Here is a 23,450-nt window from a genome sequence, read left to right on the forward strand (position 1 = left end):
AGGCTCCTTCGCGGCAGCGACGGATCTCGGCTCCCGTCGCCCCGATTCTATACCGTCACCACCAGCACGTGGCACGTCGGCTTTTTGCCCCACCGTCCGTTCAGCGTACCGCGGATGGCGCGGGTGACGCTCTCGGCGACGGCGTCGGGATCGCGCCGGCGGGCCTTGGGCAGGCCCTCGACGCAGTCGATCACAGTCTCCTCGACGAGCTCGCCGAGATCGTCGCCCATGGCGTCCTTCTCCGGTACGCCCGCCATGTCCAACTGGATGTCGCCGACGATCTGGCCGCGCTCATCCATGGCGATGGCCACAGAGACGATTCCGGCAAAGGCGAGCCGCCGCCGCTCCGGCACGGTGCGGGCCGCCTCCTCCTCGAGGATCGAGCCGTCCTTGAACAGGCGCTGCGCCGTCACCGTATCGACCACATCAGCCTCGCCGGGCGCGAGGCGGATGACATCGCCGTCATTGGCGAGCAGCACCTCCTTGACGCCCATGCGCTTCGCCAGGGCCGCGTGCTCGGCCATGTGGTAGGGCTCGCCGTGGACGGGAATGGCGATCCTCGGCCGCACCCAATTGTACATCTGCTCCATCTCGCCGCGCCGCGGATGGCCGGAGACATGCACCAGCGCGTCACGGTCGGTGATGATCTTCACGCCCTGCTTGACCAACGCGTTGATGATGCCGCCCACCGCCTTCTCGTTGCCGGGAATGGTGCGCGAGGAGAAGATGACGGTGTCGCCGGGGGTGAGCGTCACTTCGGGATGGTCGTCATTGGCGATGCGGGCGAGCGCCGCCCGCGGCTCGCCCTGGCTGCCGGTCAGCACCGCCACGACCTTTTCGCGCGGCAGGTAGCCATAGGATTCGACGCTGACGAAGGGCGGGATGCCGTCGAGCATTCCCTGTTCGCGCGCGATCGACATGACCCGCTCCATGGCGCGGCCAACCAGCACGACCTGCCGGTCGCAGCGCATGGCGGCCTCGGCGACCGAGCGCACGCGGGCGGCATTGGAGGCGAAGGTGGTCACCGCCACCCTGCCCTTCGCGCCGCGGATGATCTGTTCCAGCTCCGCCGCCACCTCGCGCTCCGACGGCGAGACGCCATCGCGGATGGCATTGGTGGAATCGCCGATCATGGCGAGAACGCCCTCGTCGCCCAGCGCCCGGAACCGCGCCTCATCGGTCTTGTCGCCAAGGACCGGGGTGGGGTCGATCTTCCAGTCGCCGGTATGGATGACGAGGCCGAGCGGTGAACGGATGGCGAGCGAGGTCGATTCCGGGATCGAATGGGCGACCGCGATCATCTCGAAGGAGAACGGCCCCACCGCGATCACCTGCCCGGGACCGATGATGTGGATTGGCATCTTCGGCGCGCCGGGCTCGTTGAGTTTCTTGGCTTCCAGCATCGCCGCCGCGAAGGGCGTGAGATAGACCGGGCAGCCAAGCCGCGGCCACAGGTCCGCGACCGCGCCGACATGGTCCTCGTGGGCATGGGTGATGATGAGCGCACGCAGGCGCTTGTTCTCCCGCGCGATGAAGCCGGGATTCGGCATGACGAGGTCGATGCCCGGCAGGTCGGGACCGGCGAAGGAGACGCCGCAATCGACGGCGATCCAGTCCTTCTTGGCCGGCGAGCCGAAGCCGTAGAGCGAGAAGTTCATGCCGATCTCGCCGACGCCCCCGAGGGGGCAGAAGACGAACTCCTCGGCGGGTCCGGTGGAGGAACGCTTGGCCATGGTCAGTGCATCAGTCCGGCGAGGGCGGGAGAGACGTCGCCGACGGTGATCGTCTCGCGGCCGTCCGGCGTGTCGAGGAGAAGGCGTCCGTCACGGTCGAGGCCGACGAAGACACCCTCGATGCGGCGCTCGTCGGTCCTGACGACCAACGGGCCGCCGAGATTGTGGGCGCGGGCGAGCCAGCCGGCGCGGATGGCATCGAAGCCATCGCCACGCCGCCAGATGGCGAGCGCCGTCACCATGGAGCGCGAGAGCGCCGCGAAGACCTGGTCGCGAGCAACGGCGATGCCGGCCGCCGCGAGGCTGGTGGTCGGATAAGGCGTGTCGGCGGGATGATGGGCGACATTGACGCCGATGCCGATGGCGACCTGCGTCGTCGTCCCCCGCGTCGTTGCCTCGATCAACGTGCCCGAAACCTTGGCGCCGTCGAGCAGCGCGTCGTTCGGCCACTTCACCTTGAAGCGATATTCGAGGTCAGGGGCAAGCGTGAGCAGGGCATCGTCGAGGGCCAGCGCCGCGACGAAGCAGAGCTGGGAGATGCGCTGGGTCGGCGCGGGATCGGTGAGCAGCAGCGTGGCAAAGAGATTGCCCTCGAAGCCGGTCCAGGAGCGGCCGAGACGCCCCCTCCCCGCCACCTGCCGGTCAGCGACATACCAGGTCGGGCCGCGGTCGCCGTCAGCCCCGCGCGCCAGCGCCTCGGCATTGGTGGAGCCGATCTCGGCGAGATGAACGAGACGGAAGCCGGCCGCGGTGGCGGTGTCGGAGAGAGTGAGCAACGTGATCCTGCGTCGGTGGGGCGAACGGAGCGTCCGCGAGGCGGCGGGGCAATCTGGCACCCGGCGGTATCAGGCAGTCCTATAAGCGGCGAAAGGCCGGGACAAGCCCGGCCTTCGCAATCCATGGCACCAGCGCGGCCGGCTCGCCCGGCCGGAGGGGTCAGAAGAGCGACCGCGCGGCAGCAGCGGCCGCCGCCACCAGCGGCGCCGGATAGAAGACGAAGAACGTGTTGAACAGGGCGGATGCCACCAGCACCACCTTGAGTTCGGCACGCATGGGGGCGAAGGCCGGCGCCGGCTCGTCGAAATACATGATCTTGACGATGCGCAGGTAGTAGTAGCACCCGACCGTGCTGGCGAGCACGCCGATGACGGCAAGGATGTAGAGCTTGGCCTCGATCGCGGCGGCGAAAACGTACCATTTGGCGAAGAAGCCGGCGAGCGGCGGAATACCGGCGAGCGAGAACAGGAGCGCGGCAAGCGCTGCCGCCATCAACGGATTGGTGCGCGACAGGCCCGCGAGGTCCTCGATCGTCTCCACCGGCTCGTCGCCGCGCCGCATGGCGATGATGCAGGCGAAGGTGCCGAGCGTCATGATCATGTAGATGGCGATATAGGCCGCGACGCCCTGGACGCCCGCCGCCGTGCCGGCCGACAGGCCGACAAGCGCGAAACCCATATGGCCGATCGAGGAATAGGCCATCAGGCGCTTGATATTGCTCTGGCCGATAGCGGCAAAGGCGCCGAGCAGCATGGAGCCGACCGAGACGAAGACGACGATCTGCTGCCACTGGTGCGTTGCGCCGGGGAAGCCGGTGGTCAGCGCCCGTGCGAAGATGGCGATGGCCGCGACCTTCGGGGCGGCGGCGAAGAAGGCTGTCACCGGCGAGGGCGCGCCCTCATAGACGTCCGGCGTCCACATGTGGAACGGCACGGCAGAGACCTTGAAGGCCATGCCGGCGATGAGGAAGACCAAGCCGAAGACGAGGCCGAGGCCGATCGGGCCGCCCTTGAGGGCCGCCGCGAAGCCGGTGAAGGAGACCGTGCCGGTGAAGCCGTAGATCAGCGAGCAGCCATAGAGCAGCATGCCCGAGGACAGCGCGCCGAGGACGAAGTACTTCAGGCCGGCTTCGGTCGAGCGGGCATTGTCGCGGTGGATAGAGGCGATGACGTAGAGCGCCAGCGACATGAGCTCGAGGCCCATATAGAGCGCGATCAGGTCGCCGGCCGAAATCAGCACGCCCATGCCGGTGGTCGACAGGAGGATGAGGATCGGGAACTCGAACTTCTCGATCTTCTCGCGAGCGAGGAAGTCCTGAGACAGGATCAGGGCGACTGCCGCGCCGAGGAAGGCCAGCACCTTCATGAAGCGGGCGAAAGCGTCGAAGACGAAGGAGCCGTTGAAGGCGGTCTGCGGCGCGGAACCGAGAGCCAGCACGGCGATGGCGGCAGCGATGAGCAGCGCGATCGCCCCGTAGGTGACGGTGCGGACCGAGCGATCGCCGGTGAAGACGCCGTACATCAGCAGCGCCATGGCGCCGAGGGCGAGGATCAGCTCGGGGATGAGCGGCGCGAGGTTGAGGACCGGAGCGTTCATGATCGCTGTTCCCTCAGCGCGACTGCGCGGCGACCGCACGGCCGGCCGTCGCATTCGCCTGTTTGTAGGATTCGACGAGCGCGTTCACCGCCACCTCGGAGGTGGCAAGGATCGGCCGCGGATAGATGCCGAAGAAGATGGTCAGCACCACCAGCGGCACAAGAATGGTCAGCTCGCGCTTGTCGACGTCGGTGATGGTCTTGAGCGAGGGCTTGGTCATCTCCCCCCAGATCACCTGCCGGTAGAGCCAGAGCGCATAGCATGCCGAGAGGATGACACCGGTCGTCGCCAGGACAGTCACCGTCGTCGAGGCCTTGAACGTGCCCATGAGGGTGAGGAACTCGCCGACGAAGCCCGAGGTGCCGGGCAGGCCGACATTCGCCATGGTGAAGACCATGAAGATGACGGCGTAGATCGGCATGCGGTTCACGAGGCCGCCATAGGCCGCGATCTCGCGGGTGTGCATACGGTCATAGACGACGCCGACGCAGAGGAAGAGCGCGCCCGAGACGATGCCGTGCGAGATCATCTGGAACACCGCGCCCTGGATGCCCTCGGCATTGCCGGCGAAGATGCCCATGGTCACGAAGCCCATATGGGCGACGGAGGAATAGGCGATCAGCTTCTTGATGTCCTCCTGCATCATCGCCACCAGCGAGGTGTAGATGATGGCGATGACGGACAGGGCGAAGACCATCGGCGCGAAGAAGGCGCTGGCCTCCGGGAACATCGGCAGCGAGAAGCGCAGGAAGCCGTAGCCGCCCATCTTCAGGAGCACGCCGGCGAGGATGACCGAGCCGGCGGTCGGCGCCTCGACATGCGCGTCGGGGAGCCAGGTGTGCACCGGCCACATCGGCATCTTCACCGCGAAGGAGGCAAAGAAGGCGAGCCATAGCCAGAACTGCATGTCGCGCGAGAACAGCTTCGGACCGGTCTTCAGCAGCTCGGCAATGTCCGAGGTCCCGGCCGTCCAGATCATCGCCATGATGGCGAGGAGCATGAGCAGCGAGCCGGCGAGCGTGTAGAGGAAGAACTTGAACGAGGCGTAGATGCGCCGCTTGCCGCCCCAGATGCCGATGATGAGGAACATCGGGATGAGGCCGGCCTCGAAGAACAGGTAGAAGAGGACGATGTCGAGGGCGCAGAAGACGCCGATCATCAGCGTCTCGAGCACCAGGAAGGCCACCATGTACTCCTTCACCCGCTTCTCGATGGAGACCCACGAGGCGAGGATGCAGAAGGGCATGAGAAAGGTCGTCAGGATGACGAGCGGCAGCGAGATGCCATCGACGCCCATGCGGTAGCTGATGACACCGCCAAGCCAGGCCGCCTTCTCGACGAACTGGAACTCGGCAGTGGCCGGATTGAACTGCCAGACCGGGATCATCGACAGGCCGAAGGTCACGATCGTCGCGAAGAGCGCGATCATCCGGACGTTGCGGCGGGCATTCTCGTCGTCGCCGCGCACCATGAGGACCAGCGCCGCGCCGAGCAGCGGCAGGAAGGTGATGATGGAGAGGATCGGGGCGTTGGACATCAGTGCGCTCCTCCGACGCCGCCGGAGAACATGAACCAGGTGGCGAGGGCCGCGACCCCGATCAGCATGGCGAAGGCATAGTGGTAGAGGTATCCGGTCTGCAGCCGCACCACCCCGCGGGTGATGTCGACGACGCGGGCGGCGATACCATCGGGGCCAAAGCCGTCGATGAGCCAGCCGTCACCCTTCTTCCAGAAGAACCGGCCGAGCCAGCGGGCAGGCCGGACGAAGATCCGGTCGTAGAGCTCGTCGAAGTACCACTTGTTGAGCAGGAACTTGTAGAGCCCCTGATGCTCGCGGGCGAGCTGCTCGGGCACGTCCGGCCGCTTGATATACATGTACCAGGCAAGCGCGAAGCCGAGCGCCATCATCACGAAGGGCGTCCAGGGCACCCAGCCGGGCACCGCGTGGAAGTTATGGATGATGTGGTTCTCCGGCCGCATGAAGATGGAGTCGCGGAAGAAAGACTTGATCCCATCCTCGTAGGCGAACTTCTTGGCGAAGACGACGCCGGAGAAGACCGCGCCGACGGCGAGCGCGCCGAGCGGGATCAGCATGACCAGCGGGCTCTCATGCGGCTGGTGGGCATGGCCGTGGCCATGGCCGCCATGCGCGTGGTCGTCATGCCCTGCCTTGGCGTGGTCGTCATGGGCGCCATGGGGCGCATGCGCATGATCGTCGTGGGCCGCATGGGCGTCATGACCATGATCGGCATGGGCCCAGCGCGGCTCGCCATGGAAGGTCTTGAAGATCAGGCGCCAGGAATAGAACGACGTCATCAGCGCCGCGATCACCGTCATGAAGAAGGCATAGGGGCCCATGGCGCCGTGGGCGGCATAGGCGACCTCGATGATCGCGTCCTTCGAGTGATAGCCGGCGAAGCCGATATGGAGGAACGGCAGGCCGAAACCGGTCAGCGCCAGCGTGCCGATGACCATCATCGCATAGGTGAACTTGATGTGGCCGGCGAGGCCGCCCATGCGGCGGATGTCCTGCTCGTGGTGCATCGCGTGGATGACCGAGCCGGCGCCGAGGAACAGCAGGGCCTTGAAGAAGGCGTGGGTGAAGAGGTGGAAGACGCCGACCGAATAGGCCCCTGCCCCCAGCGCCACGAACATGTAGCCGAGCTGCGAGCAGGTCGAATAGGCGATGACGCGCTTGATGTCGTTCTGCACGAGGCCGACGGTCGCGGCAAAGAAGGCCGTCGTCGCGCCGAAGAACATGACCACCTGCAGGGCGATCGGCGCATATTCGAAGACCGGCGACAGGCGCGCCACCATGAAGACGCCGGCGGTGACCATGGTCGCCGCGTGGATGAGGGCGGAAACCGGCGTGGGCCCCTCCATGGCGTCGGGGAGCCAGGTGTGCAGCAGGAACTGCGCCGACTTGCCCATGGCGCCCATGAACAAGAGCAGGCAGACGACGGTGAGCGCATCGACCTTGTAGCCGAGGAACTCCATGGTCTTGCCGGCAAGGCCCTGGGCGGCGCCGAACACCGCCTCGAAGCCGATGGAGCCGGTCAGCGTGTAGAGGCCGAAAATGCCGAGCAGGAAGCCGAAATCACCGACGCGGTTGACGATGAAGGCCTTCATCGCCGCGGCATTGGCCGAGGGCTTCTTGTACCAGAAGCCGATCAGCAGATAGGAGGCGACGCCCACGCCCTCCCAGCCGAAGAACATCTGCAGGAGGTCGTTCGCCGTCACCAGCATGAGCATGGCGAAGGTGAAAAGCGACAGATAGGCGAAGAAGCGCGGCCGATCCGGATCCTCGTGCATATAGCCGATGGAATAGAGGTGCACGAGGAAGGAGACAGAGTTCACCACCACCAGCATGACGGCGGTCAGCGTGTCGATGCGCAGCGTCCAGTTGACGTTGAGCGAGCCGGCCGCAATCCAGCGGAACAGCTCGATGGTCGTGGACTGGCCGGCATAGCCGACCTGGTAGAAGGCGACCCAGGAGAGCAGCGCGGCGATGCCGAGCAGGCCCGTGGTGACGATCTCGGAAGCGCGCGCGCCGATGGCGCGGCCGAACAGCCCGGCGATCAGGAAGCCCGCGAGGGGAAGGAAGACGATGGCCTGATACATGGACCGGTCAGCCCTTCATCATGTTGACGTCTTCGACCGCGATCGAGCCGCGGTTGCGGAAGAAGACGACGAGGATCGCAAGGCCGATGGCGGCTTCCGCCGCGGCCACCGTCAGGACCAGCAGCGCGAAGACCTGGCCGACGAGATCGCCCATATGGGTGGAGAAGGCGACGAGGTTGATGTTCACCGCGAGCAGGATGAGCTCGACCGACATCAGGATGACGATGATGTTCTTCCGGTTGAGGAAGATGCCGAGCATCCCGAGGGTGAACAGGATCGCCGCCACCGAGAGGTAGTGGGAAAGGCCGATGGTCGCCATGGATCAGACCCCCTCGCCCGTCTTCACCTTGACGACGGCGATGGCCGTCTCAGGCGTGCGGGCCGCCTGGGCGCCCGGGTCCTGCCGCTTCACGCCGGCCTTGTGGCTGAGCGTGAGGACGATGGCGCCGATCATGGCGACCAGCAGGACGAGGCCCGAAAGCTGGAAGAAATAGACGTACTTTGTGTAGAGCACCTGCCCCAGCGCCTCGGCATTGGTGATGCCGCCGGGGATGGGCGCGGTGATGGTCTTCGGCGCCGCCCCGCCGATGGTCCAGGCGCCGATCACCATGAACAGCTCGGCCAGCACCACGAGGCCGATGAGAACGCCCACCGGCAGATACTGCAGGAAGCCCTGGCGCAGCTCGACGAAGTCGACGTCGAGCATCATCACCACGAAGAGGAAGAGCACCGCGACGGCGCCGACATAGACGACGACCAGGATCATCGCCAGGAACTCGGCCCCCATCAGCACGAAAAGGCCGGAGGCGTTGACGAAGGCAAGGATCAGGAACAGCACGGAGTGCACGGGATTGCGCGCCGCGATGACCATGAAGGCCGATGCCACCAGGACGGCGGCGAAGAGGTAGAAGAAGAGACCGGCGAGCATCTGCCCCTTTGCCCCGTTCGTTGCGAGGGCGCGCTTGTTGAAGACTCAGGGGGAGCCCTGCGCGCGCCTCTCTTAAAGTCCTGTTTGGGGGGCGTCCAGACGGCGAACCGCCTGCCCGTCCCCCGCTGGCGTCACCTGTAGGGCGCGTCCTTCTTGAGGCTGTCGGCGATCTCGCGTTCCCAGCGGTCGCCATTGGCCAGAAGCCGTGCCTTGTCGTAGTAGAGCTCCTCGCGGGTCTCCACCGAGAATTCGAAGTTCGGACCTTCCACGATCGCATCCACCGGGCAGGCCTCCTGGCAGAAGCCGCAATAGATGCACTTCACCATGTCGATGTCGTAGCGGGTCGTGCGGCGCGTGCCGTCGTTGCGGCGCGGCCCGGCCTCGATGGTGATGGCCTGGGCCGGGCAGATCGCCTCGCAGAGCTTGCAGGCGATGCAGCGCTCCTCGCCGTTGGGATAGCGGCGCAGCGCGTGCTCGCCCCGGAAGCGCGGCGAGATCTGGCCCTTCTCGAAGGGGTAGTTGATGGTCGCCTTCGGCTTGAAGAAATAGCGCATCGACAGGAAGAACGCCGAGACGAACTCCGTCAGGAACAGGGCTTTGGCCGCGCGGTCGAGCTTGAACGTCGACGCCATGGACCTCTTCTCCTCAAATGCCCCAGCCGCTGAGCGTGCGACCGAGCCAGTAACCCAGGCCCGCGAAGGCGGGCACGATGACCACCATCAGGATCCGTTGCGCCAGCACGATCCGGCGCTCGTAGTCCTGATGCTCGGCGGGCGTCGCCGAGCGGTTTGTTTCCCTCAGCTTGCGGACCAACAGACCCGAGACGATCCGGTAGTCCACCCAGCCGATCGCAGCGCCCACCAGGGCACCGAGGAGCGCAGCAGGATTGGCCAGCCCCTCCATGGCGAGCCCCTTACGGCGCCCAGCCGGTAAGCTGCAGCACGCTCGCAACCACCACGACCATCACCAGCGAGATCGGCAGGAACACCTTCCAGCCGAGCCGCATGAGCTGGTCGTAGCGGTAGCGCGGCACGAAGGCCTTCACCATCGCGAACATGAAGAAGACAAGGCTGACCTTGAGCACGAACCAGATCACGCCCGGCACCCAGGTGAAGGGCGCGAAGGGGAACGGCGGCAGCCAGCCCCCGAGGAACAGGATCACGGTGAGCGCGCACATGGTCATGATCGCCACGTACTCGGCCAGCATGAACATCATGTAGGGGGTGGAGGAATACTCCACCATGAAGCCGGCCACGAGCTCCGATTCCGCTTCCGGAAGGTCGAAGGGCGGACGGTTCGTCTCGGCCAGCGCCGAGATGAAGAAGATGACGAAGACGGGGAACAACGGCAGCCAGAACCAGCCGAACAGGCCGATGCCCTTGTCCTGCGCCTTGACGATGGCGGAGAGGTTCAGCGAGCCGACGCAGAGCAGCACGCAGATGATGACGAAGCCGATGGAGACCTCATAGGACACCATCTGCGCCGCCGAGCGCAGGGCGCCGAGGAACGGGTATTTCGAATTCGAGGCCCAGCCGCCCATGATGACGCCATAGACGCCCAGCGACGAGACCGCGAAGATGAAGAGGATGCCGACATTGAGGTCGGCCACCGCCCAGCCGTCGGCGATCGGGATCACCGCCCAGGCGGCGAGCGCCAGAAGCACCGAGACGAAGGGCGCCAGCAGGAAGACGCCCTTGTTGGCGCCGGATGGCACCACCGGCTCCTTGAAGACGAACTTCAGGAGGTCTGCGAAGCTCTGCAGCAGTCCGAAGGGGCCGACGACATTGGGGCCGCGGCGCAGCTGCACCGCCGCCCAGATCTTGCGATCGGCGAGCAGGATGAAGGCCACGAAGACCAGGAGGCCCAGCATCAGCGCCAGGCTCTGGATGGCGATGAGGAGGAGCGGCCAGATAAAGGTCCAGAATTCGTTCATCGCCGCCTCACTCCGCCGCCTGCTGGTGCGCGCCCTTGGCGATGGCCGAGCACTCGGCCAGCGTCGCCGAGGCACGGGCGATCGGGTTGGTCATGTAGAAATCCGCGATGGCGGCGGCGAAGGGCTGCGCCTCCACCTTGCCGCCGCGGGCCGCGAGCGCGCCGATGGCCGCGCCATCCGCCGCCGGCAGCGCGCCGACGCGCAATGTATGGGGGAAGTCCCTGGCCATGGCCGCGCGCAGCTGGGCGAGCGAGTCATAGGGCAGCTTGACGCCGAGCACGTCGGACAGGGCGCGCAGGATGGCCCAGTCCTCCTTGGCATCGCCCGGCGGGAAGCCGGCGCGGTTGACCGCCTGGATGCGGCCCTCGGTGTTGGCGGTGAGGCCCGATTTCTCGGTATAGGTCGCGGCCGGCAGGATGACGTCGGCGCGATGCGCGCCGCGGTCACCATGGGTGCCGATATAGACGACGAAGGGACCGTCCGAGATGGCGATCTCGTCGGCGCCGAGGCTGAACAGCACGTCCACCCCGCCGGTCGCCATGGAGGCGGCATCGAGCCCGCCGTCGCCCGGCACCAGGCCAAGATCAAGCGCGCCGATACGGGAGGCAGCGGTGTGCAGCACGGCGAAGCCGTTCCAGCCTTCGGCGATACCGCCGAAAGCGGTCGCGGCATGGGCGGCGAGCGACAGGACCGCCGCGCCGTCGGCGCGGGTCAGAGCCCCCTGCCCCACGATCACCAGCGGCTTCTTGGCGCCCTTCAGCACCTCGGCGAAGGAATGCTTGCCGGCAACTACGTCGGCGAGCGTCTCCGGACCGGCGCCGAGATAATCATGAGTGTAGGTCAGATCGACGACCTCGCCGATCACGCCGATCTTCAGGCCGCCCATGCGCCAGCGCTTGCGGATGCGGGCATTGACGATCGGCGCCTCGCGGCGGGGATTGGTGCCGACGAGGAGGATGGCGTCGGCCTCTTCGATCGCGGCGATGCCGGGATTGAAGAGGTAGGACGAGCGGCCGAGCGCCGGATCGAGCTTCGCCCCGTCCTGCCGGCCGTCGATGCTGGCCGAGCCGAGGGCGGTCACAAGGCCCTTCAGCGCGTACATTTCCTCGAGGGTGGCGAGGTCGCCGGCGATGGCGCCGATCTTCGCAGGGGCCGTCGCCTTCACCTTGGCGGCGATGGCGGCGAAGGCCTCGGGCCAGGCGGCGGGGCGCAGCCGGCCGTTCTCGCGGATATAGGGCTGGTCGAGGCGCTGGGTGCGCAGGCCATCGGCGACGTGGCGGGTCTTGTCGGAGATCCACTCCTCGTTGACCGCCTCGTTGAGGCGCGGCAGCACGCGCATGACCTCGCGGCCGCGGGTGTCGACGCGGATCGCCGAGCCGACCGCATCCATCATGTCGGTGGACTCGGTCTTGAGGAGTTCCCAGGGCCGGGCATTGAAGGCGAAGGGCTTGGAGGTCAGCGCGCCGACCGGGCAGAGGTCGACCACGTTGCCCTGCAGCTCCGAGGTCATGGCCTGCTCGAGATATGTGGTGATCTCGGCATCCTCGCCGCGACCGATGAGGCCCAGCTCGGAAATGCCGGCGACCTCGGTGGTGAAGCGGACGCAGCGCGTGCAGTGGATGCAGCGCGTCATCACCGTCTTCACCAGCGGGCCGATATACTTGTCCTCGACCGCGCGCTTGTTCTCGGCATAGCGCGACTTGTCGACGCCATAGGCCATGGCCTGGTCCTGCAGGTCGCACTCGCCGCCCTGGTCGCAGATCGGGCAGTCCAGCGGGTGGTTGATGAGCAGGAACTCCATCACACCCTCGCGCGCCTTCTTCACCAGCGGCGTCTTGGTGTTGATGACTGGCGGCTCGCCATTCGGGCCGGGACGCAGGTCGCGCACGTTCTGGGCGCAGGAGGCGATCGGCTTCGGCGAGCCCTTCACCTCGACGAGGCACATGCGGCAATTGCCGGCGATCGACAGCCGCTCATGGTAGCAGAAGCGCGGAATCTCGGCGCCCGCCGCCTCGCACGCCTGCATCAGCGTGTACTCGGCCGGTACCTCGATCTCCTGCCCGTCGACGATCACCTTCGCCATCGGCTCATTCCATCCGGTCTTCGCCGGAACCGCCCTTGCGGGCGCCCCGGCATCGTCTCGCGGCGGCTTGCGCCGCCTGGGGTTCGGCCGCCGGCCCCAAAGGCCCGGCGGAATGGGTCAGTCCTTGCCGGTCTTGCCGTCCGGCTTGTCCTGGATCGACAGCTTGGGCAGGGAAATGCCCTTGGCTGTCGATGTGGTCCTGATTGTCATCGGCTTTGCCGCGATGGGGACAACTTTCGTCGTCTTCGCGGCGGGAGCAGCGGCCTTGGCCTTTGATGCCACCGCGCTTTTCGCCTTCGGCGCGGCCGCGGCCGAGCCAGCAGACATCGCATCTGTCCCCGCCGGCTTCGCGGAGGCCTTGGCGACGGGCTTGGCAGCGACGGGCTTGGCATCGACGGGCTTGGCCACAGCGGCTTCGGCGACAGGCACCTCAGCGACGGGCGGCTTCACCTCAACGACCTTCGCCGCGGGCGCGGCCTCCTTCGGCGACACCACCTTCGGCTTCGCCGGAGCGTCCTTCGGCGAAACGGACTTGGCGGATTTCGGCTTCGGCGGCGTGCCGCCGGGGGTCGACGGCTTCGGCGGCGTACCGGTCGGCTTGGCGGGCGCCGGCTTGGCGGCTTCCACAGCGGACTCGGGATTGGAGACGACGAGACGCGCAGCCGGTGTCGTGGACCGGGCGGCAGCTTCGTTGGCGGAGACTGAGAAGGCCCGGGCGAAGGCCATGCCGACGCCCCAGGCGGCGACGAAGCCGCTCATCATCATGGTCGTCGGCAGCACCATGGCCGCCATGGCGGGGCCGGCGAGCGCATCCAGCGCGGCCTTGTCCTGCGATGCACGCACGTCCTTGGCTGCAGCACTCATGGCCGGTCCTCCGTCTCGGTTGCGACAATGCACTGGGCCTTGTCCGGACGGGTGCTCCGGGTCTGGGTGTGAGGCAGGGCCGCCCGGCCGAACGCGATCCAGCCGCGGGGGGCGGCCGGTGCGATGCAGCGATGGGCGGGGCGGAACGTCATGGCGTCAGCGCCCCGCCAACTGCGTCTCGGCCTGGGCCTTCAACTCGGCGAGCGAGCGATTGCCAGCGGCAACGTCGTCAGGGGTGAGCAACACGGCGCAGCGCGGCCCGCCGCGGTCGATGAGGAAGCGCCGCTCGGTGACCACCGTGCGCGGACCGGCGCGGTCGGTGGTCAGCACCACCTGGACGCGGCGACCCGGCTTGTGCGGACCGCAGACGGCGGCGAGCGCAGCGGTGGTCTCGGGGATCTCGCGCTCCAGCACGATGGTGCGGGCGTTCGGCGAGGTGCCGGCCGTGCCGCGGGCGGCGGCGCGGGCGATGATGGCCTGACGGACATAGTCCGGCGTGGTGTTGATCGTCACCCGCAGCTCCGCCGTGCCGGTCGGTTGGGGCGGCGGCGCCGCCGTGACGCAGCCGCCGAGGGCAAGACCTGCAAGGACGAGGATGCCGGACCGGGTCATGGTGTCACTCCGCCGCGATGCGCACGGGCTCGCCGTGCGGGTTGGCCGAATAGGCGTCGATCTTCTTCTCGATCTCATGACGGAAGTGCCGGATGAGGCCCTGGACCGGCCAGGCCGCGGCATCGCCGAGCGCGCAGATCGTGTGGCCTTCCACCTGTCCCGCCACCTCGAGGAGCATGTCGATCTCCTTCTTCTGGGCGCGGCCCTCCGACATGCGCGACAGAACCCGCCACATCCACCCCGTGCCCTCGCGGCACGGCGTGCACTGGCCGCAGCTCTCATGCTTGTAGAAGTAGGAGATGCGGGTGATGGCCTTCACCACGTCCGTCGACTTGTCGAGGACGATGACGGCCGCCGTGCCGAGGCCGGACTTGAGGCCGCGCAGCGTGTCGAAATCCATCGCCGCGTCCCAGATCTGCTCGGCCGGCACCAGCGGCACCGACGAGCCGCCGGGAATGACGGCCAGGAGGTTGTCCTTGCCGCCGCGGATGCCGCCGCAATGCTTCTCGACGAGCTCCGAGAACGGCACCGACATGGCCTCCTCGAAGGTCGCCGGCTTGTTCACGTGGCCAGAGACGCAGAAGAGCTTGGTGCCGACATTGTTGGGCTTGCCGAAGGACGAGAACCACGTTGCGCCGCGGCGCAGGATGGTCGGCGTCACCGCGATCGACTCGACGTTGTTCACCGTGGTCGGGCAGCCATAGAGGCCCATATTGGCCGGGAACGGGGGTTTAAGGCGCGGCTGGCCCTTCTTGCCCTCGAGGCTTTCGAGCAGAGCCGTCTCCTCGCCGCAGATATAGGCGCCGGCGCCGTGATGGACGTAGAGGTCGAAGTCCCAGCCGTTTTTGTTGCCCTTGCCGAGCAGGCCGGCGTCATAGCACTCGTCGATGGCGCGCTGCAGCGCCTCGCGCTCACGGATGAACTCGCCGCGCACATAGATGTAGCCGACATGGGCACCCATGGCGCAGCCGGCGATCAGGCAGCCCTCGACGAGCGTGTGCGGGTCGTTGCGCAGGATCTCGCGGTCCTTGCAGGTGCCCGGCTCCGACTCGTCAGCATTGACAACGAGATAGTGCGGCCGGCCATCCGACTGCTTCGGCATGAACGACCATTTGAGGCCCGTTGGGAAGCCGGCGCCGCCGCGGCCGCGGAGCCCCGAATCCTTGATCTGCTGGATGATCCAGTCGCGGCCTTGGTCGATGAAGCCTTTGGTCCCGTCCCAGTGCCCGCGCGCCATCGCGCCTTTCAGGCTCTTGTCGTGGAACCCGTAAATGTTGGTGAAGATGCGGTCCTTGTCGGCGAGCATCACATCACTCCTTGGCCGACGGCCCACCGGCCGCCAGTGACTTCGCCTGCGCCGTCCATTCCTCGCGGTCGATGCGGCCGGGGAAGGCGAGATAGGTGCCGACCCAGCGGATCTCCTCGCGGGTCCAGGCGGCAATCTGGTCGAAATGGAAGATGCCGAGGGCATGGAGCTTGCCCTCGTTCACCGGGCCGATGCCCTTGATCCGCTGCAGCTTGTCGGACGCTCCAGACCGTGCGCTCGCAAGGCCCTGCGGACGGGTGCCGACGGCATCGGCCTTCTGCTCAGGGGTCGCGTCAGCGGCGAGCGTCGCCAGCTTCGCCTTGATCTCCGCCTCTTCCTTCGCCGCGAGGGCGAGGGCCTCGGCCGAGGGGCCAGCCTCGATCGGTTGAGCAGCAGGCGCTGCCTTCGGCTTCTCCGCCACCACCGTGCCGGCGGCGTTGAACGGCAGGTCGCGCAGGGTCAGCGCCCCGCCCTCGGGCTCGGCGCCATGGCGGCCGTTCTGGGGCCCCGGGGTCGGCGTCTCGCCGCGGGCGAAAGCATCGAGGATCTTTTCGAGCGATGCCGGCGTCAGATCCTCATAGGTGTCGGAGAAGACCTGGATCATCGGCGCGTTCACACAGGCGCCGGCGCATTCCACCTCCTCCCACGAGAAGTCGCCATCCTCGGAGAGGTGGAAGGGCTCGTGATGGATGCGGCTCTTGCAGACCTTGATGAGGGCCTCGGCGCCGCGGAGCATGCAGGGCGTGGTGCCGCAGACCTGGATATGGGCCTTCTTGCCCACCGGCTGCAGCTGGAACATCGTGTAGAAGGTCGCGACCTCGAACACCCGGATATACGGCATGTCCAGCATGTCGGCGATGTATTCGATGGCCGCCTTGGGCAGCCAATAGGCGTGCTGCTCCTGCGCCCGCCACAGAAGCGGGATCACGGCAGAAGCCTTCCGCTCCGCCGGGTATTTGGCGATGGTCTGCTGCGCCCAGGCCAGGTTGTCGGCCGTGAAGGCGAAGGAGGCCGGCTGGACCTCGTCTGGCGCCAGTCTGCGAACGCTCACCGGTCAACCTCTCCGAACACGATGTCGATGGAGCCGAGGATGGCGGAGACGTCCGCCAGCATGTGGCCCTTGCACAGGAAGTCCATGGCCTGGAGATGCGCGAAACCGGGAGCGCGGATCTTGCAGCGATAGGGCTTGTTGGTGCCGTCGGCGACGAGATAGACGCCGAACTCGCCCTTCGGCGCCTCGACGGCCGCATAGACCTCGCCGGCCGGCACGTGGAAGCCTTCCGTGTAGAGCTTGAAGTGGTGGATGAGCGCCTCCATCGAGCGCTTCATCTCACCGCGCTTCGGCGGCACCACCTTGTTGTCCTTGGCCGAGACCGGGCCCGACGTCTCGCGCAGCAGCTTGCAGCACTGCCGCATGATCTTCACGGACTGGCGCATCTCCTCCATGCGGATGAGATAGCGGTCGTAGCAATCGCCGTTCTTGCCGATCGGGATGTCGAAATCGAGCTCGGCATAGCACTCGTAGGGCTGCGACTTGCGCAGGTCCCACGGCGCGCCGGAGCCGCGCACCATCACGCCCGAGAAGCCCCAGGCCCAGCACTCGTCGAGCGAGACGACACCGATGTCGACGTTGCGCTGCTTGAAGATGCGGTTCGGGGTGAGCAGCGCGTCGAGGTCATCGACCACCTTGAGGAAGGGATCGCACCAGGCCTCGATGTCGTTGACGAGCTCGGGCGGAAGGTCCTGGTGGACGCCGCCGACGCGGAAATAGGCCGCGTGCATGCGCGAGCCCGAGGCGCGCTCGTAGAAGATCATCAGCTTCTCGCGCTCCTCGAACCCCCACAGCGGCGGGGTCAGCGCGCCGACGTCCAGAGCCTGGGTCGTGATGTTGAGGAGGTGGGAAAGGATGCGGCCGATTTCGCAATAGAGCACGCGGATGAGCTGGCCGCGCTTCGGCACTTCGATGCCGAGCAGGCGCTCCGCGGCGAGGCAGAAGGCGTGCTCCTGGTTCATCGGCGCGACATAGTCGAGCCGGTCGAAATAGGGGATCGCCTGCAGATAGGTCTTGGTCTCGATCAGCTTCTCGGTGCCGCGATGCAGCAGGCCGATATGCGGGTCGCAGCGCTCGACCACCTCGCCGTCGAGTTCCATGACGAGGCGGAGCACGCCGTGGGCCGCGGGATGCTGCGGGCCCCAGTTGAAGGTGAAGTTGCGGATCTCGGCTTCAGCCATGGTCAGTTCGCTTTCGCCTTCTCATCGCCCGGCAGAACGTAATCCGTCCCCTCCCAGGGCGAGAGGAAATCGAACTGCCGGAACTCCTGCGCCAGACGCACCGGCTCGTAGACAACGCGCTTCTCGGCGTCGTCGTAGCGGACCTCGACGAAACCGGAGGTCGGGAAGTCCTTGCGCAGCGGATGGCCGTCGAAGCCGTAATCCGTCAGCAGGCGCCTGAGGTCCGGATGGCCGGTGAACAGCACGCCGTAGAGGTCGTAGGTCTCGCGCTCGAACCACAGGGCGCCGGGGAACACGTCGGTCGCCGAAGCGACGGGGGTCTTCTCGTCCGCCTGGATCTTGATGCGGATGCGGCGGTTCATCTTCGGCGACATCAGGTGATAGACCACGTCGAAGCGCTTGGGGCGCCCCGGATAATCCACGCCGCAGATGTCGATGATGTTGCGGAACAGGCAGCCCGTATCGTCGCGGAGATGGGTGAGGATGCGGATGATCTCGCCCGCCTCTGCCTCCAGTGTCAGTTCGCCATAGGCGACCGAAGCGGAGGTCACGGCGCCGGGCAGCGCCGCCTTGATGGTTTCGCCGAGCTCTTCAAGCGACATCGTGTCCCCTCACCGCTCGATCGTGCCGGTGCGCCGGATCTTCTTCTGCAGCAGCAGCACGCCGTAGAGCAGAGCCTCGGCCGTGGGCGGGCAGCCCGGCACGTAGATGTCGACGGGCACGATCCGGTCGCAGCCGCGCACCACCGCATAGGAATAGTGATAGTAGCCGCCGCCATTGGCGCAGGAGCCCATGGAGATGACGTAGCGCGGCTCCGGCATCTGGTCGTAGACCTTGCGCAGGGCCGGGGCCATCTTGTTGGTCAGCGTTCCCGCGACGATCATCACGTCGGACTGGCGCGGCGAGGCACGCGGCGCGAAGCCGAAGCGCTCGACGTCGTAGCGCGGCATGGAGAGCTGCATCATCTCGACCGCGCAGCAGGCGAGGCCGAAGGTCATCCACATCAGCGAGCCGGTCCGGGCCCAGTTGATGAGGTCATCCGTCGCCGTGACGATGAAGCCCTTGTCGGCGAGTTCGTTGTTGATGCCGGTGAAGAACGGATCGGCGGCACCCAGCGGCCGCCCGTCGGCGCCGACGAGGCCCTTCGGGGCCGGAGCGACGAGCGGATCGCCGCGATCGAGAGCGGTGGCCATGGTCAGAACCTCAATCCCACTCCAGGGCGCCCTTCTTCCACTCGTAGACGAAACCGATCGTCAGTACGCCGAGGAAGGCCATCATGGACCAGAAGCCGAACAGACCGACCTCGCGGAACGCCACCGCCCAGGGAAACAGGAAGGCGACTTCGAGGTCGAAGATGATGAAGAGGATCGCGACGAGGTAGAACCGCACGTCGAACTTCATGCGGGCGTCGTCGAAAGCGTTGAATCCGCACTCATAGGCGGACAATTTCTCGGAGTCGGGCCGCGAGAAAGCGACGAGGAAGGGCGCGACGAGGAGACCGATGCCGATGACGCCGGCCAGGGCGATGAAGATCACCAACGGCAAATAGTCGCTCAGGAGAGCGTGGGTCGCAGCCTGCATCGCAGGGCCTCCTTCGTGGCCTGCCCCGGGCCTTGAGTCCCCGCCGGAGCCGACATGGAGGATGCCTTACTCCCTCCCCTGTTGCGGTGCAAGCAGCGGACAGACCTCCGAGAGTCGCATTCCCTGGAAACGTTATGAAAATGGGATCGCGTGACGGAATCTCGATCCGGTCGCGCGATCACATCAGGATTCTTGCAGGGGTTTGCGGCCCGATTCGCCGGGGCCTTGGCGAATGACCAGTGAGGGGGCCCAGTATGGGCGCCGCCCCTGGCCGTCAATAACGGGCAACCACCGCGGCCGTCTCGCCGCCGAACTTCCAGGACAGGCCAAGCCGCGCCCGGCCGCTCTCGACGCGGTAGCGCAGCGGGGCGATCACGTCGCGTGTCGTGCCGAAGCTGTGGATGTATTCGGCGCGCAGGCTGAGGTTCGGGGTGATGAGGGTCTCGACACCGCCGCCGAGCTGGAAGCCGTGGGTGACGTCGCTGGCGTTGAAGACCGGCGAGGTCAGCTTCACATGGGTGAAGCCGTAGCCGGCCGAGACATAGGGCATCACCGAGCCACCGAGCACATAGCCGAGGCGGGCCCGCACGCCCACATCCCAGTCACCGGCAAGCGAGGCGCCGATCGGGCCGGCAGTCAGCGTCGTCTTCGCCGCCGACAGGCTCGCATCGGCCTCGAGGCCGAGCACCACCGACGTGCCGGCGAACTGGTGGTCGTAGCCGCCAAGGACACCACCGAAGATGCCCTGGGCACCGAGCCCGCGCAGGCTGAACAGCCCCGGGACGCTGATTGTGGTGTTGGCGAAGGCATAGCCGCCCTGAACACCGACATGGAAGCCGGTCCAGTCACCCCGCCGCGGCGCCGCGAAGGCGGCCTGCTGCGAACCGCCCATGCCGAAGCGGTAGGTCACGCCCGCCCGGGCCGTACCGACCTGGGGGCGCAGCGACAAACCGGGAATGGGGCTGATGGCATTGGTGAAGGTGTGGACATATTCGGCATGGGCGAACCAGTTGCCGGCGATCCGCGTCTCGACACCGCCGCCAACCTGCCAGCCATTGGTGGTCAGGCCGAGCGAATTGCCGAGCACCGAGACGGTGGCGTGGCCCTGGCTCCAGCCGGCCGTGGCATAGACCATGGTCTCAGGGGTCAGCAGGTAGCCGGCGCGTCCCCTCACCGCCCAGCGGCGGTCGGCCGAAATCTTTGCGGTGAGGCCAACGATGCCGAGCGTGGTGTCGATCCGCGACAGGTCGCCCTCGATCAGCGCGCCGATGACGAAACGCTGGGCCATCTGCCAATCCGCACCGATCTTGCCGCCGATGACCCAGCCATTGGCACCGACACCCGAAAAGCTCGCCAGGCCCGGCACCGAAATGGACGTGTTGGAAAAGCCGTGGCCGGCATGGAGGCCGCCATAGAGAGCCGTCCAGGAGAAACCGTCAGCAACGACGGTCGCAGCAACCGGGGAACGCGGCACACCTAGGTCAGCTGCCTCGGCCTGCCCCAGGGCAAGCGCCAAACACAGGACCGACGAAGCGGTGACAAAACGCATGACAAACCATTCCCTGAGTATTTTTGTATTTTCGACCTCAGTCTTGAGGCCTGCAATACATCATGGGAGGGCTTGAGAATCTACGACATTATCGGAACATGGTTACATGACGCAATGTTGCTGTCGAAGACCCTCATTTACACTATTTGGGTACCGACAGACGCTGGGTCATCCACAGGCGTGTCACATTGTTGACCAAGCGGCACGCAACGCGAGGTTGGTCCACGGCGATCAGGCAATGCGAACGGCGGCGCGATCCGCGCCGCGTTAGCCATGACAATGGTGTTGTAGGGGTGCTCTCAAGGGAGCGAATGGCGCGGGCGACGGGGCTCGAACCCGCGACCTCCGGCGTGACAGGCCGGCACTCTAACCAACTGAGCTACGCCCGCGCGCTGCTCGGCGCGCTGTGACGTGCGCCGGTCGAGGCCGCGGGAATTACGGGACCCTCACCGGCCTGTCAAGGCGCTTTGTGGAGATGGTGCGAAACCCCCTCCCGATGGCTTCACGGCAGCCTCCCACGCATCACCCCCAAGCCCATAAGGCACGGGCCGTTGCAGCCTTTGTTAACTCTCAAAGCGTGTACTGGGCGCGGGACACAAGGCGCGCCAATGCGCTGGACGGGAATGACGCTCAATGACTTTCAAAACTCTCTTTCAACTGCGCAGCATCGGCGCGAAACTCACCCTGTCGGTCACCGCGACGGCTCTCGTGGCGGCAGGCGTCGTCGGCGGTGCCAGCTATTTCCAGCAGGACGCCCTCTCCGATCAGGCCATCGAATCGGCTCTGGTCCAGCGTTACGAGGCCGTGGTCGCCGCGATGGCCGAACAGGGGCAGCGCGCAGAGGCCGCCTCCCGCGCGCTCGCCAATGACCCTCGCGTCACGGCAGCCTTCGCCAGCGGGGACCGCCCGGCTCTTCTCGCTGCGATGAAGGAGCTCGGCGAACCCTTCCGCACCGGCCTCGGCCTTGGCCTGATCTCCTTCCAGAAGGCTGATGGCACCGCCTTTGCCCGCGTGCATGCGCCGGATGCCTTCGGCGACAACGTGCTCGCCCGCCGCAACACCATTCGCAGCGCCGTATCCTCAGGGTCGGTGGTGACAGGCATCGAGCCCGGCCGCGACAACGTCTCGATCTTCGCCGTGACGCCGGTGCGCTCCGGCGGCCAGATCGTCGGCGTGACCGATGTCGGCGCAGCGCTCGGTGTCCCCTTCCTCAACGACCTGAAGCGCCGCTTCAAGGTCGATATCGCGATGCACCTTGTCCAGGACGGCAAGCTGAACTCCCTCGGTGCGACCTTCGCCGAGAAGACGCTGCTGGATGTCGCTATCCACCAGGGCGCCATGCAGCGCACCAGCGCCTGGACGGAATCAACCATTGGCGGGCGTCCCGTCGCGGTGCTGGCAGGCCCTCTCCGCAACTTCTCCGGCCAGCCCATCGGCACGCTGGAGGTCGCCGTCGACACCACCGCCTTCGTGGGTGCGCGCAACACCTCGATGCTGATCTTGCTTGGCGTCCTCCTCGGCGTGGCGATTGCAGGCACGCTGATCGCGATGCTGCTGACCCGCCACCTCGGCAAGCCCATCCGCGAGCTCAACGACACCATGACCGCACTCGCGAGCGGCACCCATCACGTCGCCGTTCCCTCGACCGCCCGCCAGGACGAGATCGGCGACATGGCCCGATCGGTCGAGGTCTTCCGCGAGAATGCCGTCGCCCGCGCCCGCCTCGAGGCCGAGACCGAGGCCGAGGCCCAAGCCCGCCAGGAACGTCAGGCCCGCATCGACGCCCTGATCCGCGACTTCTCCGGGTCGATCGGCGAGGTCCTGTCCGGCGTCGGCGACAATGCCGGCCGCATGGAGGACACCGCCCGCACCCTCACCAGCATTGCCGCCGCCGCGTCCCACCAGGCGGGCCAAGCCTCCGGCGCCTCGCGCCAGGCCTCCGACAACGTCCAGTCGGTGGCCGCGGCCTCCGAGGAGCTCTCCGCCTCGATTAACGAGATCGCCAGCCAGATCGGCCAGACCAACAGGGTGGTCGAGCGCGCCAGCAGCGAGGCGCAAGGGGCGAGCCAGCGCGTCCGCGTCCTCGCTGACGCCGCCGGCCGCATCGGCGAGGTGCTGAACCTCATCCGCGCGATCGCCGAGCAGACCAACCTCCTCGCCCTCAACGCCACGATCGAGGCGGCACGCGCCGGCGAGGCCGGCCGCGGCTTCGCGGTCGTCGCCTCGGAAGTGAAATCGCTCGCCGGCCAGACCGCCAAGGCCACCGAGGAGATCGCTGCCCAGATCGGCGCGGTGCAGGAGGAGACGGCGACCGCCGTCACCTCCATCGACGCCATCGCCGAGACCATGCAGGAGGTGGCGCGCTATGCCTCGGCCGTCGCCGCCGCCATCGAGCAGCAGCGCTCGGCCACAGGCGAGATCTCGCAGAACGTCCAGGCGGCCGCCACCGGCACCGCTCATGTGGTCGACAACATCACCGGTGTGACAGAGTCCTCCACCGAGACCAACGCCTCGGCAGGCTCGGTGCTGGAGGCCGCCCGCAGCCTCTCCGGTCAGTCGCAGGCGCTCTCGCGCTCGATCGAGACCTTCCTCTCCGCTGTCCGCGCCGCCTGAGGCGCCGGCCCCCCCCGAATAA

At 66.8% G+C, this 23,450-nt stretch carries 21 protein-coding genes and 1 tRNA gene; 1 reads left to right on the top strand and 21 read right to left on the bottom strand.

The features are described 5' to 3' along the window. Positions 1-47: 47 nt before the first annotated feature. The 21 genes from O9344_RS09170 to O9344_RS09270 form a co-directional block, all read right to left on the bottom strand. A complete protein-coding gene (locus O9344_RS09170) occupies positions 48-1,733 on the bottom strand; it encodes a ribonuclease J (protein ID WP_298475552.1) in 1,686 nt (561 codons plus the stop codon). Between the two features lie 2 nt (positions 1,734-1,735). Further along, a complete protein-coding gene (locus O9344_RS09175) occupies positions 1,736-2,509 on the bottom strand; it encodes a biotin--[acetyl-CoA-carboxylase] ligase (protein WP_298475556.1) in 774 nt (257 codons plus the stop codon). Between the two features lie 160 nt (positions 2,510-2,669). Beyond that, a complete protein-coding gene (nuoN, locus tag O9344_RS09180; protein WP_298475559.1) occupies positions 2,670-4,106 on the bottom strand; it encodes an NADH-quinone oxidoreductase subunit NuoN in 1,437 nt (478 codons plus the stop codon). A gap of 13 nt (positions 4,107-4,119) precedes the next feature. Next, on the bottom strand, positions 4,120-5,643 hold the full coding sequence (locus O9344_RS09185) for an NADH-quinone oxidoreductase subunit M (protein WP_298475563.1): 1,524 nt from the start codon (positions 5,641-5,643) through the stop codon (positions 4,120-4,122). Continuing rightward, positions 5,643-7,727: an NADH-quinone oxidoreductase subunit L gene (nuoL, locus tag O9344_RS09190; RefSeq protein ID WP_298475566.1), complete on the bottom strand. Its 2,085-nt coding sequence runs from the start codon at positions 7,725-7,727 to the stop codon at positions 5,643-5,645. Before nuoL ends, O9344_RS09185 begins: the two co-directional genes overlap by 1 nt. Before the next feature lie 7 nt (positions 7,728-7,734). Then, entirely contained in the window at positions 7,735-8,046 is a 312-nt protein-coding gene (gene nuoK / locus O9344_RS09195) for an NADH-quinone oxidoreductase subunit NuoK (protein WP_108177314.1), read from the bottom strand. Positions 8,047-8,049: 3 nt separating this feature from the next. Further along, positions 8,050-8,655, bottom strand: a complete 606-nt coding sequence (locus O9344_RS09200) for an NADH-quinone oxidoreductase subunit J (protein WP_298475573.1) — start codon at positions 8,653-8,655, stop codon at positions 8,050-8,052. Positions 8,656-8,786: 131 nt separating this feature from the next. Next, positions 8,787-9,287: an NADH-quinone oxidoreductase subunit NuoI gene (gene nuoI / locus O9344_RS09205; RefSeq protein WP_108177318.1), complete on the bottom strand. Its 501-nt coding sequence runs from the start codon at positions 9,285-9,287 to the stop codon at positions 8,787-8,789. Between the two features lie 13 nt (positions 9,288-9,300). Further along, positions 9,301-9,558 (bottom strand): hypothetical protein, encoded by a 258-nt coding sequence (locus tag O9344_RS09210; RefSeq protein WP_108177320.1) that lies wholly within the window; start codon positions 9,556-9,558, stop codon positions 9,301-9,303. 10 nt (positions 9,559-9,568) lie between these two features. Further along, complete coding sequence (gene nuoH / locus O9344_RS09215; RefSeq protein WP_298475581.1) at positions 9,569-10,588, bottom strand: NADH-quinone oxidoreductase subunit NuoH; 1,020 nt, start codon at positions 10,586-10,588, stop codon at positions 9,569-9,571. Between the two features lie 7 nt (positions 10,589-10,595). Beyond that, positions 10,596-12,671 carry an NADH-quinone oxidoreductase subunit NuoG gene (nuoG, locus tag O9344_RS09220; protein WP_298475584.1) on the bottom strand — a complete coding sequence of 692 codons (2,076 nt, stop codon included), beginning with the start codon at positions 12,669-12,671 and terminating at the stop codon, positions 10,596-10,598. Between the two features lie 117 nt (positions 12,672-12,788). Further along, entirely contained in the window at positions 12,789-13,535 is a 747-nt protein-coding gene (locus O9344_RS09225) for a hypothetical protein (protein WP_298475587.1), read from the bottom strand. A gap of 156 nt (positions 13,536-13,691) precedes the next feature. Then, positions 13,692-14,147, bottom strand: coding sequence for a hypothetical protein (locus tag O9344_RS09230; RefSeq protein WP_298475590.1), 456 nt, complete (start codon positions 14,145-14,147; stop codon positions 13,692-13,694). A gap of 4 nt (positions 14,148-14,151) precedes the next feature. Next, positions 14,152-15,453 carry an NADH-quinone oxidoreductase subunit NuoF gene (nuoF, locus tag O9344_RS09235; protein ID WP_298475593.1) on the bottom strand — a complete coding sequence of 434 codons (1,302 nt, stop codon included), beginning with the start codon at positions 15,451-15,453 and terminating at the stop codon, positions 14,152-14,154. 4 nt (positions 15,454-15,457) lie between these two features. Then, on the bottom strand, positions 15,458-16,504 hold the full coding sequence (nuoE, locus tag O9344_RS09240) for an NADH-quinone oxidoreductase subunit NuoE (protein ID WP_298475596.1): 1,047 nt from the start codon (positions 16,502-16,504) through the stop codon (positions 15,458-15,460). Further along, entirely contained in the window at positions 16,501-17,685 is a 1,185-nt protein-coding gene (locus O9344_RS09245) for an NADH-quinone oxidoreductase subunit D (protein WP_298475599.1), read from the bottom strand. Before O9344_RS09245 ends, nuoE begins: the two co-directional genes overlap by 4 nt. 2 nt (positions 17,686-17,687) lie before the next feature. After that, positions 17,688-18,287: an NADH-quinone oxidoreductase subunit C gene (locus O9344_RS09250; protein WP_298475602.1), complete on the bottom strand. Its 600-nt coding sequence runs from the start codon at positions 18,285-18,287 to the stop codon at positions 17,688-17,690. Between the two features lie 9 nt (positions 18,288-18,296). Beyond that, positions 18,297-18,878: an NADH-quinone oxidoreductase subunit B gene (locus O9344_RS09255; RefSeq protein WP_298475605.1), complete on the bottom strand. Its 582-nt coding sequence runs from the start codon at positions 18,876-18,878 to the stop codon at positions 18,297-18,299. Between the two features lie 10 nt (positions 18,879-18,888). Next, a complete protein-coding gene (locus O9344_RS09260) occupies positions 18,889-19,266 on the bottom strand; it encodes an NADH-quinone oxidoreductase subunit A (protein WP_298475608.1) in 378 nt (125 codons plus the stop codon). 274 nt (positions 19,267-19,540) lie between these two features. Continuing rightward, positions 19,541-20,740: an outer membrane beta-barrel protein gene (locus O9344_RS09265; RefSeq protein ID WP_298475611.1), complete on the bottom strand. Its 1,200-nt coding sequence runs from the start codon at positions 20,738-20,740 to the stop codon at positions 19,541-19,543. 387 nt (positions 20,741-21,127) lie between these two features. Further along, positions 21,128-21,204, bottom strand: a tRNA-Asp gene (locus tag O9344_RS09270). Between the two features lie 244 nt (positions 21,205-21,448). Here O9344_RS09270 and O9344_RS09275 point away from each other — a divergent pair. Further along, positions 21,449-23,428 carry a methyl-accepting chemotaxis protein gene (locus tag O9344_RS09275; RefSeq protein WP_298475614.1) on the top strand — a complete coding sequence of 660 codons (1,980 nt, stop codon included), beginning with the start codon at positions 21,449-21,451 and terminating at the stop codon, positions 23,426-23,428. Positions 23,429-23,450 lie beyond the last annotated feature (22 nt).

The sequence above is a fragment of the Phreatobacter sp. genome, from assembly GCF_027532945.1.
Taxonomy (GTDB): domain Bacteria; phylum Pseudomonadota; class Alphaproteobacteria; order Rhizobiales; family Phreatobacteraceae; genus Phreatobacter.